Source organism: Pseudoalteromonas sp. TB64 (assembly GCF_000498095.1).
Taxonomy (GTDB): Bacteria; Pseudomonadota; Gammaproteobacteria; order Enterobacterales; family Alteromonadaceae; genus Pseudoalteromonas.
In genome coordinates, this window is record NZ_AUTQ01000161.1 from 16,179 (window position 1) to 31,261 (window position 15,083).

The 15,083-nt window shown below is 37.3% G+C and carries 12 protein-coding genes and 2 tRNA genes; 5 read left to right on the plus strand and 9 right to left on the minus strand.

Annotation, left to right across the window (positions count from 1 at the left end; genetic code table 11):
• Positions 1–441 precede the first annotated feature (441 nt).
• Both L647_RS0113525 and L647_RS0113530 read right to left on the minus strand, forming a co-directional pair.
• Entirely contained in the window at positions 442–744 is a 303-nt protein-coding gene (locus tag L647_RS0113525; protein WP_024611565.1) for a DUF6172 family protein, read from the minus strand.
• 190 nt (positions 745–934) lie between these two features.
• Entirely contained in the window at positions 935–1,462 is a 528-nt protein-coding gene (locus L647_RS0113530) for a VC2046/SO_2500 family protein (protein ID WP_024611566.1), read from the minus strand.
• A gap of 112 nt (positions 1,463–1,574) precedes the next feature.
• Here L647_RS0113530 and L647_RS0113535 point away from each other — a divergent pair.
• A tRNA-Tyr gene (locus L647_RS0113535) sits at positions 1,575–1,659 on the plus strand.
• 49 nt (positions 1,660–1,708) lie between these two features.
• Positions 1,709–1,793 (plus strand) — tRNA-Tyr (locus L647_RS0113540).
• A gap of 46 nt (positions 1,794–1,839) precedes the next feature.
• Here the strand turns inward: L647_RS0113540 and L647_RS0113545 are convergent.
• Positions 1,840–2,529: a SprT family zinc-dependent metalloprotease gene (locus tag L647_RS0113545; protein WP_024611567.1), complete on the minus strand. Its 690-nt coding sequence runs from the start codon at positions 2,527–2,529 to the stop codon at positions 1,840–1,842.
• A 354-nt stretch (positions 2,530–2,883) separates the two neighbouring features.
• Here L647_RS0113545 and L647_RS0113550 point away from each other — a divergent pair, with 354 nt between their 5' ends.
• Positions 2,884–6,201: an MHYT domain-containing protein gene (locus tag L647_RS0113550; RefSeq protein ID WP_024611568.1), complete on the plus strand. Its 3,318-nt coding sequence runs from the start codon at positions 2,884–2,886 to the stop codon at positions 6,199–6,201.
• 10 nt (positions 6,202–6,211) lie between these two features.
• Complete coding sequence (locus L647_RS0113555) at positions 6,212–7,204, plus strand: two-component system response regulator (RefSeq protein ID WP_024611569.1); 993 nt, start codon at positions 6,212–6,214, stop codon at positions 7,202–7,204.
• On the opposite strand, the gene L647_RS0113560 is transcribed toward L647_RS0113555, so the two are convergent.
• On the minus strand, positions 7,201–7,641 hold the full coding sequence (locus L647_RS0113560) for a VOC family protein (RefSeq protein WP_024611570.1): 441 nt from the start codon (positions 7,639–7,641) through the stop codon (positions 7,201–7,203). The two genes, L647_RS0113555 and L647_RS0113560, sit on opposite strands and share 4 nt — an antisense overlap.
• Before the next feature lies 1 nt (position 7,642).
• Positions 7,643–8,284 carry a hypothetical protein gene (locus L647_RS0113565; RefSeq protein ID WP_024611571.1) on the minus strand — a complete coding sequence of 214 codons (642 nt, stop codon included), beginning with the start codon at positions 8,282–8,284 and terminating at the stop codon, positions 7,643–7,645.
• Between the two features lie 139 nt (positions 8,285–8,423).
• Here L647_RS0113565 and L647_RS0113570 point away from each other — a divergent pair, with 139 nt between their 5' ends.
• Complete coding sequence (locus tag L647_RS0113570; RefSeq protein ID WP_024611572.1) at positions 8,424–9,614, plus strand: class I SAM-dependent methyltransferase; 1,191 nt, start codon at positions 8,424–8,426, stop codon at positions 9,612–9,614.
• Between the two features lie 20 nt (positions 9,615–9,634).
• Here L647_RS0113570 and L647_RS0113575 read toward each other — a convergent pair whose 3' ends face one another.
• From L647_RS0113575 to L647_RS0113590, 4 genes are all read right to left on the minus strand, one after another.
• On the minus strand, positions 9,635–9,931 hold the full coding sequence (locus tag L647_RS0113575) for a PilZ domain-containing protein (protein WP_024611573.1): 297 nt from the start codon (positions 9,929–9,931) through the stop codon (positions 9,635–9,637).
• Positions 9,932–9,939: 8 nt separating this feature from the next.
• Positions 9,940–10,320 (minus strand): response regulator, encoded by a 381-nt coding sequence (locus L647_RS0113580; RefSeq protein ID WP_024611574.1) that lies wholly within the window; start codon positions 10,318–10,320, stop codon positions 9,940–9,942.
• 76 nt (positions 10,321–10,396) lie between these two features.
• Complete coding sequence (hrpA, locus tag L647_RS0113585; protein ID WP_024611575.1) at positions 10,397–14,284, minus strand: ATP-dependent RNA helicase HrpA; 3,888 nt, start codon at positions 14,282–14,284, stop codon at positions 10,397–10,399.
• A 128-nt stretch (positions 14,285–14,412) separates the two neighbouring features.
• The coding region (locus L647_RS0113590; protein WP_024611576.1) for an isoaspartyl peptidase/L-asparaginase at positions 14,413–15,083 on the minus strand (671 nt) is incomplete at its 5' end.

Sequence of the window (15,083 nt, forward strand, 5' to 3'; positions counted from 1 at the left end):
AACAAAGCCACTAAAGCATTGAATCATAATGATATTTTAATTTATTCTACTCTAGTCAAAAATTTTTAATGATAATAAGGAGAATTTGCGCACCAATAGCTGGATGGCAAGTGAATTTAACGCTGTTAGCATAGAAAATAGCTGTTTGAGATAGATTCATCTATCTAGCTTTTTGTGGTGTTTTTATAGTTTATAAATAACAGAGGGATCTGCTTATAAATACTAAATATACGCACAAAAAAGTTTTTAGGAATGCTTTAGTTTTAAATATTCGTTTTCATTTAGCCTAGTAACTTGCATATTCATTAATGCAATTAGATTCACCTCAATTTGAACAATTACCTAACTTTAAAACTTTGCACATTTTAAATGTTAGTCAATAAAAAATGGGCCTTTAAATTAAGGCCCATTTCTGAATTAATACATACTTAAAACTAAGTATTACTCATCGTCATCAAGATCTAATTGCTGACGCTGTGCAGGTCGCGCTAAAATTTCTACATAAAAAGAAGTTAAACCTTGCTTTTCAATTTCGCCAATTTGATTGCTTAACTCAGCAACGTGCACAACTTGTGCATCTTCAACTGTATTACCAAACTTACAATCGAATGCCCAATAGTCAGCATCTTCAGGCAGCGTTTTATTACGCTCTCTCTTCAAATATTTTTTCACTTCGTGCTTTGCAGCATCAACCATACGAGGGTATTTGATTTTCTCATGATTCAGCGTGAATGTTTTCTTCATTACGTTCCTAATTACCTTGATTTAATGATAACGGCATTTAATGTCATACCATTTGTACTCATTATAGCAATTGCAATAAATTTTTGGATGCTTTTTTTACACTAAATCAGTTTTTAAAAAAATTAAGGTTGTCTGCATTCGCATATAAATTGTCTAACTTGAACTTAAAGCCTTTTATAGGCTTGATCATTTAAGCGCTAGCAAGATGCAAAGGCTGGTGTAGATTCTCGTTATTAAGATTATCATAAAAAGCAGCGGCATCCATTTGTGGATTAGAGAGTTGAGTTTCAGCGCTTTTTAAACGCCTACGTACTGCAAGTTCACAATTATCAATCACATTAAGCGGGATATATGTAGCGTCATCCCTTATCGAAAGAGGCTCTGGATTTAAACAATGGTTCAATTTAATATCGCTCATTCCTGAACGCTCCCCATTCTTTACTAATAAGGATGCATTATATTGCCCTATTAACATATCAAATTTATCTGGGGCTAAAAGTTGTTTAGGAGCTGCTCCAATTTGTTTACGCAGTATATCCTCTTCAACAATTAAATTTTCAATTTCTGTTTTTGGTAAATGAAACTGACTAAAATCCAGAGCATCATGAGAAAGCATTGCAAGTAAAAGAGAAAACTCTCCTCTGCGATGTTCGTGGACACTTTTATTGAGCCGTGTGCTCAACTGCCCTTCTGTGATTAACAAATCATCGATTTGCATAGACTTTAGCCGATTGTTGTAGGTTATAGATATTTATCGGCTTTATTTCATTTTTCTTTAGCTTTTTTCTTTACTTAAATACAAGTTTTGCTATTATCAGCGCCGTTGCATTGGAGGGGTTCCCGAGCGGCCAAAGGGATCAGACTGTAAATCTGACGGCTCAGCCTTCGCTGGTTCGAATCCAGCTCCCTCCACCACTTTTCTTACCGCTAAGTTAAGTGGGGCCAAATGCAATAAAATTAGTGTGGAGGGGTTCCCGAGCGGCCAAAGGGATCAGACTGTAAATCTGACGGCTCAGCCTTCGCTGGTTCGAATCCAGCTCCCTCCACCACTTTTCTACTTCTTATCTAGTAATTCATCTGTTTGATACAAACGACTTAAAATACCCATTGCAAACTACTTCCATGTATTTTTAACCATTGTGATGCTGCTTTATATTCAGGATAAAACGTTTCAACCCGTTGCCAAAATGCCTTACTGTGATTTAAATAACGCAAATGTGCTAATTCATGAACTATTACATAATCTATAATGTGATGAGGCGCACAAACAAGATGCAAATTAAACGTTAGCTCACGTTTACTATTACAACTTCCCCACTTTCGCTTATAAACTCCAATATTTAAATTCTCAGGTAATATCTCTTTCATTTGAGTGCAGTAATAAGCTAATTGCATTTCTATATAGGCAGTTAACTTCTCTTTTAAATATGCTTCCAATAACTTTTGATGCTTTTGTTGCTGATACTTAACACGAGAAGATACCGTAATTAATAATCCATCATCTAAATAAGGTTTTACTGCAGAATCAAGACCTTGCTCAAACCGTAAATTAACTACTTCTGAAAAAAGACGTATTTGTTCTTTTTCAAAGGGGTATTGTTTGGTGTCAGTTGCATTAAGCTGCTTTCGTAACTGGGCATCTACCCACGACTTTTTTTCATGTAACCAGCTATCAATTTGATTTTTTGCCACATAACTAGGAGCATATACCGTCACTTTTTGATTGTGTACTTTAATTGCAACTGTTTTTCGTCGGGCACTTTTTTTTAGCTGGTACTCAAACACAATAACTTCTCATAAATAAATTTTATATGCTGATGCAATAATATCGTATCTACTGCGTATATTTAATACTTATATTTACATAATAAAATTGCCTCTTATTTAATAATTAGCATTGTAACCTTCTTTACTTGTAGTTTTATAACTAACGAAATCGTATTAATAATTTAAAGTTGTTTTTTGTAGTTCAAAAAACATACAGAGCCAATCTAAATATAAAAGTTAAAGCGATATTTGAGTAATAAAGGATAATTATTAGTTATAAAGTTGTTGTTTTAAGGCATTCGTGGAATTAACAGTTTATTTATTAAGAAATTACATTAAAATAAAAATATAAAGACTATATTTTGAGCCGCTATGTTATCCGCATTTTTCATTAAAGACCAAGATCCAAGCTTAATTGTGAATGGGGTTTACGATCCTGTTTTGGTATCGATGTCTGTTTTAATTGCAATATTTGCTGCATTTTTTACAACTAAGCTCATTGATTTAGCAAAAGAGACTAAATTTCCAAGTTATCAACGTATCGCTAATATAACGGCAGCAACTGTTTTTTCAGCCGGTATTTGGAGTATGCATTTTATTGGTATGCTGGCTTTTTCGTTGTGTACTAATATCAAGTACGACCCAACTATTACATTGTTATCTTTTATTCCCGCATTTTTGGCCTGCCAATATGCTGTATCAATGCTGGTAAACAGTAATGGTAATTTTAAAGTATTAGCTATCTGCTCAGTATTACTCGGCTCAGGTATAGGTACCATGCATTACAGTGGCATGGCTGCAATGGAGCTCTCCCCATTATTGCGTTACGATCCTTTAATGTTTGGGCTTTCAATTATTGTTGCAGTGGCACTTTCTTTCATTGCTTTATATTGTCGTTTCAACCTTGAAAAAACACTCCCAAATTTAACCTCTCTCCAAAACCGCTCAATTAGCGCTCTTATTCTAGGTTCAGCCGTCGCAGGCATGCACTATATGGGAATGGCAGCAACGCGTTTTGTTGCAACCTCTCCACTGCTATACGACGATGTTAATGCTACAGCAGGTCTTACTTTTGTCGCTATCGCGGTTGCCACAGCAACGGTCGCAATAACAAGTGTAGTTGCCGTTCTTAACGGCATGGTTAGATATAAAATGTTGCTGGAAGAAAAGTCGGCTGATGAGTCTCGTTTAAATGCTATTTTAGGCACCGCTATTGATGGCATTGTGACAATAGATCATAAAGGCGTGATTTTGAGCTTTAACGAATCAGCGAGTAAAATTTTTGGTTGGCGTGAAAGTGAAGTACAAAGCAAGAACATAAAAATGTTAATGGACGATACCATCGCAGCACATCACGATAGCTATCTTTCAAATGCTAAAAATGTTGACTTAGGCAAGGTCATTGGTGTTAACCGTGAAATATTAGCAAAACATAAAAAGGGTCACTTATTCCCTATTCGCTTGGGTGTAGGAGAGGTAAACCAACCAGGGCAAAACCCGTTATATGTTGGTTTTATAACTGATTTAAGTGAACAGCGAAAACTACAACGAAACATTATTGAAAAAGAACAAAAATATCGCTCTTTAATAGACAATATGCCAGGTGTCGTGTTTCGATGTAAATTTGATATTAATTGGACTATGTTATTTATAAGCCCCAGAATATTAGAATTAACGGGCTATAAATCAGAGGAATTTACTGAGCATTGCATCGAGTTTAACGATCTTGTTTTAAAAGTTGACCAACAACCTATCCTAGATGCTATTACATTAGCCATTGAAGAAAAAAGACAATATTCTATTGAATATAGAATTAGGCATAGAAATGGCAAAATTTTATGGCTTTTAGATAAAGGTAGTTTTGATTTTTCAGATAAAGCGACACCGCAATGGATTGACGGCGTACTAGTCGATATTACTGAACGAAAAGAATACGAAGCAAAATTAGAAAAAGCTAAACTCCAAGCAGAAGAAGCCGCGTTTGCAAAGCAATCTTTTATGGCTAATATGAGCCACGAAATACGTACGCCTATGAATTCAATTATTGGTTTTAGTGACTTGTTAATGGATACCCCACTAGATCAAGAACAACAAAAACATCTTATTACCGTTAATAATGCCGCACGTTCTTTGTTACGTCTACTTAATGAAATTCTTGATTCAGCAAAATTAGAGCGCGGCAAACTGACTATAGAACCAATTCACTTTAGTTTAAAACCTGTAATAGATAGTATTATTTCTACCTTTTGGCTTGAAGCTAAAAAGAAAGATCTTAACCTAACTCTCGATATTAAAGCATCTGTACATACAGCCTACTATGGTGACCCTGATCGAGTAAGACAGGTGCTTACTAATCTTATAGGTAATGCTATAAAATTTACCGAACAAGGCTCTGTAACTGTCACCGTAAGTACAACACAAAACGAGCACCTGTTTTTTGAAGTTCAAGATACGGGTATTGGTATTGCTAAGGATCGTGTAAAAGCTGTTTTTCAGCCTTTTGAACAAGCAGATGGCACAACTACACGTCGATTTGGAGGCACTGGGCTTGGTACAACGATAAGTAAGCAACTTGTTGAACTTATGGGCGGTACAATTAATCTAGTGAGTAACATAGGCAAAGGCACTTGCTTTTACTTTTCATTGCCACTAGAGGTAGGTGACGAAACTAAAATAGATTATTTTGACGGTCTACATACTCAGCTACCAGCGCTTAGAGTGTTAGTTGTTGATGATATAGAACAAAATACAGAGCTTCTTTCGTTGTTACTTTCTCGCGATCAACACATAGTAACTAAAGCGAGTAATGGGCTTGAAGCCATTGATATTTTTGAGAAACAAGATTTTGATGTTATTTTAATGGATATACATATGCCTGAATGCGACGGTATTGAGGCAACAATTAAAATACGTAAAATTGAAAAACAAAGGCAATTAAAATACACACCTATTATCGCCTTAACAGCGAGTGTGTTACAGCAAGATAAACTGACTGCAAAAAAAGCAGGTATGAACGGTTTTGCAAACAAACCAGTCGATATAAATCAACTAAACCAAGAAATTGCTCAAGTTTTAGGCCTGGGTTTAGCAAAAGAAATTGTAATATCGCAAACAGACCCTAGTGCCCAACACATTGATTTTGAAAAAGGCTTAGCTTTATGGGGCTCTAGGTGCAAACAATTAACTGAAATCACTAAATTTACTAATGACACAGACAAACGATTTGAAACTCTATTAAACGAACCGCTATCTGATATAAAAGATATTGATAGTTTAATTCATACCCTGAAAGGTGTTGCTGGAAATCTAGGTCTTAGTACTTTAATGAAGCTATTAGCCAGTTTAGAACAAGCAACCGATGCTAATATTGATGGTATTTTATCGGCAATAAAAAATGAGCTTGCCGTCATAACTAAGTTACTAGCAAGTAGTGTGTGTAAAAAACCAGATAATACAGTTGAAGAGACCGATACATTATCAATAACTGAAATAAAAGCACTTTGTGAGCAACTTTACCAAGATGCCAAAAATGCTGAACTTAATGATGATCTACTTACTCAATTACAACGTAACCCTGCATCACAATTTAAAGAAAATATAGCTGATATAGCAGACGCATTTGATGAGTTCGATTTCGATGCCGCAGAAGTGAAATTAGAAACTTTACTTGAAAAATTAACACATGAATGAGTATTAATTAATGGATTTTTCTTCCGATAGGCCACGTATATTAATTGTTGACGATGAGCCAGCAAATCTAAAAGTAATGCGAGAAGTGTTAGGTAATCAATATCGAATGTCTTTTGCTAAATCAGGAGATGCAGCCCTTGCTTTGCTAGAAAAAGATCTGCCACAGCTCATTTTACTCGATATTATGATGCCAGATATGAATGGCTTTGAAGTATGTCAATTAGTAAAAAGCAATCCAAAAACATCTCATATTCCAGTTGTTTTTGTAACCGCCTTAGGTGATGAAAGTGATGAATTTAAAGGTTTTGAGCTTGGTGCTGTAGATTATATTACTAAGCCTATTAGTCCTGCAATTGTAAGAGCAAGGGTTAAAACACATCTTTCACTTGTGCAAGCTGAACAACTAAAACAAGCCCATGTAGATTTAGTACAGCGATTAGGGCGCGCTGCAGAGTATAAAGATACCGATACGGGTGAGCATATTGTTCGAATGAGCCAATATTGCAAAGTACTTGCATTAGCATTAGGTATGCCAGAGCATCAGGCTGAATTATTACGCCAAGCCGCCCCTATGCACGATGTTGGTAAAATAGGTATTCCAGATGCTATTTTATTAAAGCCTGGACGACTAACAAGCGAAGAATTTGATCATATGAAAAAGCATGCTGTTATAGGTGCGCAAATTTTAGCTAATTCATCATCTCCTTTATTGCAACTTGCTCATAAGCTGGCAATTGAACATCATGAAAAGTGGGATGGTACCGGCTACCCTAATGGGCTAAAAGCTGAAGAAATATCAATAGAAGGTCGAATCGTTGCTATAGCAGACGTATTCGATGCACTTACATCTAAACGCCCTTACAAAGAAGCTTGGAGTGTTGAAGAAACAGTTTCACATATGCAAAAACAAGCCGGAATTCATTTCGACTCAGCTCTAATGGAACTATTTATCAGTAAATTAGACGATATTCTTGCTATAAAGAATGAAAATCAAGGAAGTTAATCTTTCTTAGCTGAATGAGACCCTAAGCTAACTTTTGGAAAATAAGATTTAATATAAGTGTAGTCGTGAGAAGTAATCTCATGGCTATTGCCGCTTTCGTCTTTAAAGTACATAGAAAATGTTACACCATGATCTGCTAAAATTGCTTTTATATTTAAACACTCAAAATGTGAAAGCCACTGTATAAACTGCTCGCCAGTTGCCAAAAATGCAATCCCTTTACTGCATCCCTCTCCTTCAAAAAGTGCTAAACGAGTTGTTAAACTAGCATCTTCAAGAGTTAAAGGTCCTTGCCCACTCTCATTCCAAAAGGCAAGCTCGGTTACTACGCTAAAACCTAAAACATGTTCATACCACTTAACGGCATTAGCTAAGTTATCAACATTTAAATGACAATGATCGATACCAGATAATGTAGGTGTGTTTGTATTATTCACATTACTCACCAATTTCTGACTTTAATTGTTCTAAAAATTCGTGCATGTACGTTGTACGTCTTTTAGCTTCATCTTTAGCTGATGGCGTATTCATGCTATCTGCAATATGTAATAACTTTATAAAAAAATGATCAAGCGTGTATTTCTTATCATCGGCTTCACGTTCAATACAAAAAGGGTCTTCTGGATTATACAATAACCGAGAAATTGAGCCACCAACCTTCATGCACCTGCTCACCCCAATAGCGCCCAATGCATCCATTCTGTCTGCATCTTGTACTATTTGCGCTTCAACAGTTTTAATTTTTATATTGGCGCTGAAGCTATGTGCTGCAATTGCATGATGAATCTCATCAAAAAGTGATTCGTCATAATTAACAGATTTTAAAAACTCTAGTGCTTTATCTGCAGCCATAGTAGAAGCTTTTGCACGATCGGGATGATTTTTAGCTACGGCTNNCGCTGCCGGTAACACTACCGACATGTTTGCCTGCTCTGCATTACACAATTGTATTGCAACGCGCACCACTCGCTCTATGTGTGTAATGTCGTGAGCTACATCGGCATGCACCAAAGAGGTTATAAATTTTCTACATTGTGAATTAAGCATTTCTAAATCGGGGCTTAAAATGGCGTCAGGCACTAATAGGTTCCAAAAGCTAATGAATCGATGAATTACCCGTACTTTACCGTGCTTTATGCCCCTCTTGCAAAACATTCATTGTATGTTGCTCGTTGCTTGACTAAAATACAGCGCTTATTTATTACTACTGAGAAGCCCTATGTCATCTGCCGTTTACCTACAAGCTGGTCGCGATAAATCATTAAAAAGAAAACACCCTTGGTTATTTTCAAAAGCCATCAAAAAAATTAAAGGTAAACCAGGATTAGGCGACACAGTAACGATTCATGACAGTGAAGGTAAGTTTTTAGCAACAGCCGCTTACAGCCCTCATTCACAAATTCGTGCTCGTGTTTGGAGCTTTGACGAGAAAGAAGTAATCGATCAAAACTTTTTTGAACGCCGTTTACGCCGCTCATTAGAAGCACGTAGCCAAGTAATTGAAGAAGGCGGGTTAACAGGCTTTAGATTATGTGCTGCGGAATCTGATTACCTACCTGGCGTTACAATCGACAAGTTTGATAACGTATTAGTGTGTCAGCTATTAAGTGCTGGTGCTGAGCGTCATAAAGGCGAAATTGTAGGCGCACTAATGTCTATTTTCCCTGGATGTAGTATTTATGAGCGCTCTGACGTAGAAGTACGTAACAAAGAAGGCTTAGAGCCAATTAAGGGTGCACTTTGGGGTAATGAACCAACACAGCCAGTACTTATTGATGAAAATGGTTTTAAAATTGAAGTCGATATAATTAATGGTCATAAAACAGGATTTTATTTAGACCAACGCGATAGCCGTGCTGCACTTGAACGCTTTTCAAAAGGTAAAACCGTACTTAACTGCTTTAGCTACACAGGTACATTTTCATTATACGCTTTGCGTGGTGGATGTGAGCATGTAACTAATGTAGATGTATCTCAACCTGCTTTAGATACAGCAAAGCGTAACGTTGAACATAATAACTTAGATTTAGATAAAGTTGATTTTGTTAAACAGGATGTATTTAAGTTACTACGCCAATACCGCGATGAAGGCAGACAGTTTGATACTATAGTAATGGATCCACCTAAGTTTGCTGATAATAAAGCACAGCTAACAGGTGCATGTCGTGGTTATAAAGATATCAACATGATTGCCATGCAAATACTTAAACCAGGTGGAACGCTATTAACGTTTTCATGTTCTGGTTTGATGGAGCAAAATTTATTTCAAAAAGTAGTCGCTGATGCAGCACTTGATGCGGGTAAAGACCTACTTATAATGGAGCGCTTGAATCAAGCTGCCGATCACCCTATCGCAGGTAGTTACCCTGAAGGCTTTTACTTAAAAGGCTTAATCTGTAAGGTATATTAATAACTAATGATTCAATTTAATTAGTTAAACTGAATGATTTCAAGCCCTGCGGTTATAGTGCCATCATCTTCTTTGCTGGCACGTATTACTTTAGCCGTTGCCTTTAAAGGGGCAATACTTGGATGAGTAGACGCTATATCAACAGATAAAATAGTGTTTGGTTCGAGTAAATCATCTAAATGCAGCGACAACCCCGTCGCACTTAAATCTGTACACTCTGCTGTATAGTTTAAACCCGCAACAGGTTCTATTGTTGTTAAATTTGCAGGCGTATTCACCTGCATACGTCTAAAGTTTCGTTTGTCGTCTGTAAACATATTACCCTCTACACAATCGTATTAATTTGCTCTAGTAATACACCCATAGAAAAAGGCTTTACTACATAAGCATCACATCCGGCATCAAATCCAGCTTGTTTTTCAAGTGGCGATTCAAGTCCTGAAACCATAACAACGGGAATATTTTTTGTTTCTGGGGTATGTTTAAGCATTCTACATGTATCATAACCATCAAGCCCTGGCATACATACATCTAGTAATATAATGTCCGGAGGATTAGCAATTGCCGATGCAAGGCAACTTTGCCCAGAGTCAGCGTAGCTAACCTCAAACTTTGATGCTAGCCCAGCTTTGAGTATCTCGTAATTAAAATACTCATCGTCTACCACTAACAAATGTTGTCTTCTCGTTTCATTCAATGAGGACATGTGTATGCCGTTTCCTTCTCATAACAAAAAATAAATCCTTCTATTAAGGTACTAAGCTTAATAGAAAATGCAAGTTTTATTCAATTTCTTTTATCGCATTTAATACACGTTTAGCAGAAATTGGATAAGGCGTACCTAACGTTTGTGCGAATAATGATACTCTTAGCTCTTGCTGCATCCAAAAAATAGCTTCTACTTCTGGTGGATGAGGCATACCTTTTGGTGTTTTATTAGCTAATTTCTTATACTCTAATGCTACTTTATCTAGCTCAAGTACACATAGCCTATCTTTGTTAGGGTCTACAGGCAGTTTTTCTAAACGCTTTTGAATCGCTTTTAAATAACGAATTAAATCCCCTAGTTTCATTGCACCATGTTGGCTAACAAAACCTTTAAAAATGAGTGATTCCAGTTGAGATTTAATGTCGCCATGCGCGGTTATCATAGTTAAATCAACTCGCCCTTTCATTTTTTTATGTAAAACATGGGCAATACTTAAAACTTGTTCAACTTGGACTGCAATTTCTACAACAGCATCACCTAACTCACCGCGTATATGCTCTTTTACATTTTCAAATGCATCACTGGTACGAATATCCCCGTACTTAACTAACAGGCTATCTACGCCAGAAGCTATACAATCATCAATTAGGTCAGCTATTTTACCAAACGGATTAAAATACAAACCAAGCTTAGCTTTGTTTGGTAAATTTTGCTGTAAATATTTAATTGGCGATGGCACGTTTAACAATACTAAGCGGCGCAAACCTTGTTGGTGCGATACTTGTGCTTTAACTTCGTTATCAAAAAGCTCAACTGCAGCACTTGATTTTTTATCCACCAGCGCAGGGTAAGCCTTTATTTCATACTGCCCTTGCTTTTTAACATACGAGCTAGGTAACTCGCCAAAATCCCATTGTGTTAAATCTACTTTTTCTATGCCTTTATCGGCTACTTTAGATAACGTTTGAGTCACTTCGCCTTGTAACTCAGCTTTAAGCTTAGCTAAATCAAGCCCGCGTGCGAGTAATTTATCGTTATCATCACGTACTTCAAACTGAAAACGTAAATGCGGTGCAAGCGCGCTCAAATCCCATGCCTCTGGGTCTACTCGCACGCCGGTCATTCTTAGTAAGCGATTGCTCAATGACTCAATTAAATTACCTTGCATTGGTTCTATTGCAGCAAGTACAGCATCTGCATAATTAGGCGCTGGTACAAAGTTACGACGAAGTGATTTAGGCAGCGATTTAATTAGTCCACTTATCAACTCATGTCTAAACGCTGGTATATGCCAATCAAAACCAATCTCTTGAACTTGGTTTAGCAAGGCAACCGGAATTTGTACAGCAACACCATCTACTGCTTGTCCAGGGTCAAAATGATAAGCAAGCGGTAAAATTAAATTATCTTGTTGCCATGTATCAGGGTAATCAAACTCTGTAATACTATTTGCACCGTGCTGCATTAACTCTTCGCGGGTCATGTGCAAATAGTGCTTATTTTGCTGTTTTTGGGTTTTATACCATTTTACAAATGCAGCACGATTATTGATCTCTTTTGGAATCTTTTTATCGTAAAACTCAAATAATGTTTGCTCATCAACTAAAATATCACGACGACGCGATTTATTTTCAAGAACTTGAATATCTTCAATTAATTCACGATTAAACTGTAAAAAGCTTTCATTTAAACCGAGATCTTGTTCTACCAGTGCAGTACGAACAAACAGCTCTCTACTTACTTTAGGGTCGATGTTGCTATAAACACATCGGCGCTTATTAACGACTAGTAAACCGTAAAGTGTTTGTTGTTCAAACGCGATTACTGCACCAGGCTTTTTCTCCCAATGAGGTTCTGTATAACTACGCTTAACCAAGTGCTGAGCCAAAGGTTCAACCCAGTTAATATCAATTTTAGCGTTAATACGTGCGTATAATTTACTTGTTTCTACAAGCTCCGCCGACATCATCCATTTAGGGCTTTTCTTAAATAATCCCGAACCCGGAAATATATAAAACAGGCTATTACGTGCACCTTTATAAACTTGTTTTTCATCTTTAAAGCCAATATGACTTAGCATACCGCTCAATAACGCTTTGTGGATAAGTTCGCCATCAGCCGCTTGGCTGGTTGCTTTCATACCCATTTCGTTGCATACAGTACTTATTTGATAAACTATATCTTGCCACTCACGCAAACGCATATACGCTAAAAAATCTTTTTGACACAACTTTCTAAACTGACCATTAGTCAGATCACTTTGCTGCTCTTCTAAGTAATTCCATAGATTTAAAAAAGCGATAAAATCTGAATCTGGGTCATCAAAGCGTCCGTGTTTTTCATTTGCAGCGGCACGTTTTTCTTGAGGTCGCTCACGGGGATCTTGAATCGAAAGCGCAGCAACAATTATAATAACTTCTCGTAGTGCGCCAAGCTTATGCGCTGTTAACACCATTTTAGCTAAACGAGGGTCAACGGGTAATCGGCTAAGCTCTCTACCCGATTGCGTTAAACTCGTTTTGCTATCTCGCTGCGCAGGTTTTACTGCTTGTAGTTCTTCGAGCAGCATTAAACCATCGTTAATATTACGGCTATCTGGGGCTTGCACAAACGGAAACTGTGCCATATCACCAAGCCCAAGTGCTAACATTTGTAAAATTACAGAGGCTAAATTGGTACGTAGTATTTCGGGATCTGTAAATTCAGGTCGCGATATAAAGTCATCCTCAGCGTATAAACGGATACAAATACCCGCTTCAACACGCCCACAACGACCCATACGCTGATTAGCACTTGCTTGTGATATAGGTTCTATTGGTAAACGCTGAACTTTTGTACGGTAGCTATAACGGCTTATACGCGCAGTTCCTGGGTCTATTACATAACGAATACCCGGCACGGTTAATGATGTTTCGGCTACGTTTGTCGATAAAATAATATGGCGACGAGAATGCGGTGCAAATATACGGTTTTGCTCTGCGTTCGATAAACGAGAATAAAGCGGCAACACGTCGGTGTGTTTTAAATTACGCTTGCTGAGTGCATCAGCTGTATCGCGTATTTCACGCTCACCATTTAAAAAGATCAGTATATCGCCAGGACCTTCAGCACAAAGCTCGTCAACCGCATCAAAAATACCTTGCAGTTGATCGCCTTCTGCTTCCATATCATCTTTATTAATGTCGGTAATCGGATTATAACGCACATCAACAGGGAAAGTACGTCCCGACACTTCAATAATTGGCGCATCGTCAAAATGTTTAGAAAAGCGCTCAGGGTCAATGGTTGCAGAGGTAATGATTATTTTTAAATCAGGGCGTTTAGGAAGTAGGTTTTTTAAATAACCTAAAATAAAGTCAATATTTAAACTACGTTCATGCGCTTCATCAATAATAATAGTATCGTATTGATTTAAAAAACGATCTTGCTGAATTTCTGCCAGTAAAATACCGTCGGTCATTAATTTAACGTAAGTATTATTTGAAACCTGATCGCTAAAACGAATTTTAAAGCCAACTTGCTGACCAAGTTCACACTTCATTTCTTCTGCGATACGATTGGCAACTGTACGTGCAGCTAATCGACGTGGTTGAGTATGACCAATTAAGCCATCAACACCTCGACCAAGCTCTAAACACATTTTAGGGATTTGCGTGGTTTTCCCCGAGCCCGTTTCGCCGGCAATAATAACCACTTGGTTATTTGCTATAGCGTTTTTAATCACATCCTTTTTTTGACTTACTGGCAATTGCTCTGGGTAAGTCACCTTAGGAAGATTAGCTAAACGTTTATCACGAAACTCTTGGCTACGGGTAATATCAGCCGCTATTTTTTCAAGCGCGTGTGCATGTTTGCTTTCATCTGTTATTTTTTTTACGCCATGTAAGCGTTTTTTGAAAATGAATTGATCTTTTTTTAAGCACGTTTTTAGTTCGCCAAACAGCTGACCTAGGTTTACCACCCGCATACCTTACAAAATTAGTAAAAGAGTCGTAATTATATCAAATTAAATGGCTGGGGTTAATCCTACAAAACGTATAACAACTACACGTTTATTATATAAAAGGATTAGTTACTCACTTAAACCAATTATTCATCGTTAAAAATGCCCACATAGGTTGCTTGCGTGTTCGATTTGCTCGCGCGATACATTCCAGAAGTATTAAACGGCAAACTAATATTACCTTTAGTATCAATAATAATAACGCCACCAGTACCGCCAATCGGTTTAAGTACGCCGTTTATAACATCATTCCCCGCATCAGCAATGGTTTTACCCTGATACTTAACACGTGCACAAATATCACTGGCTACATTGTAACGAATAAAATACTCGCCATGCCCAGTTGCCGATACAGCACACGATTCATTCTCAGCAAATGTACCGGCGCCAATTACTGGTGCATCACCAACACGACCATAACGTTTTGCCGTCATACCTCCCGTTGATGTACCTGCCGCTAAATTACCATTTTTATCCAACGCTACAGCGCCAACAGTACCCATTTTATAATTATTAGGTAACGCCTTATGTGCGGCTTGATACGCTTTGCTAGTTGCTTTCGCTTTATCTAATTTTTGTTTTGCTTTTATCAGCGCTTCATAACGATGGGGTGTATCAAATAAGTTATTTTCAATTAACGTTACGCCTTGCTCTTTAGCAAACTCCTCAGCCCCTTGACCACTTAGCATTACATGTACAGAATTTTCCATTACTAAACGCGCTAAATTAATTGGGCTCTCTATATGCTTTACACCTG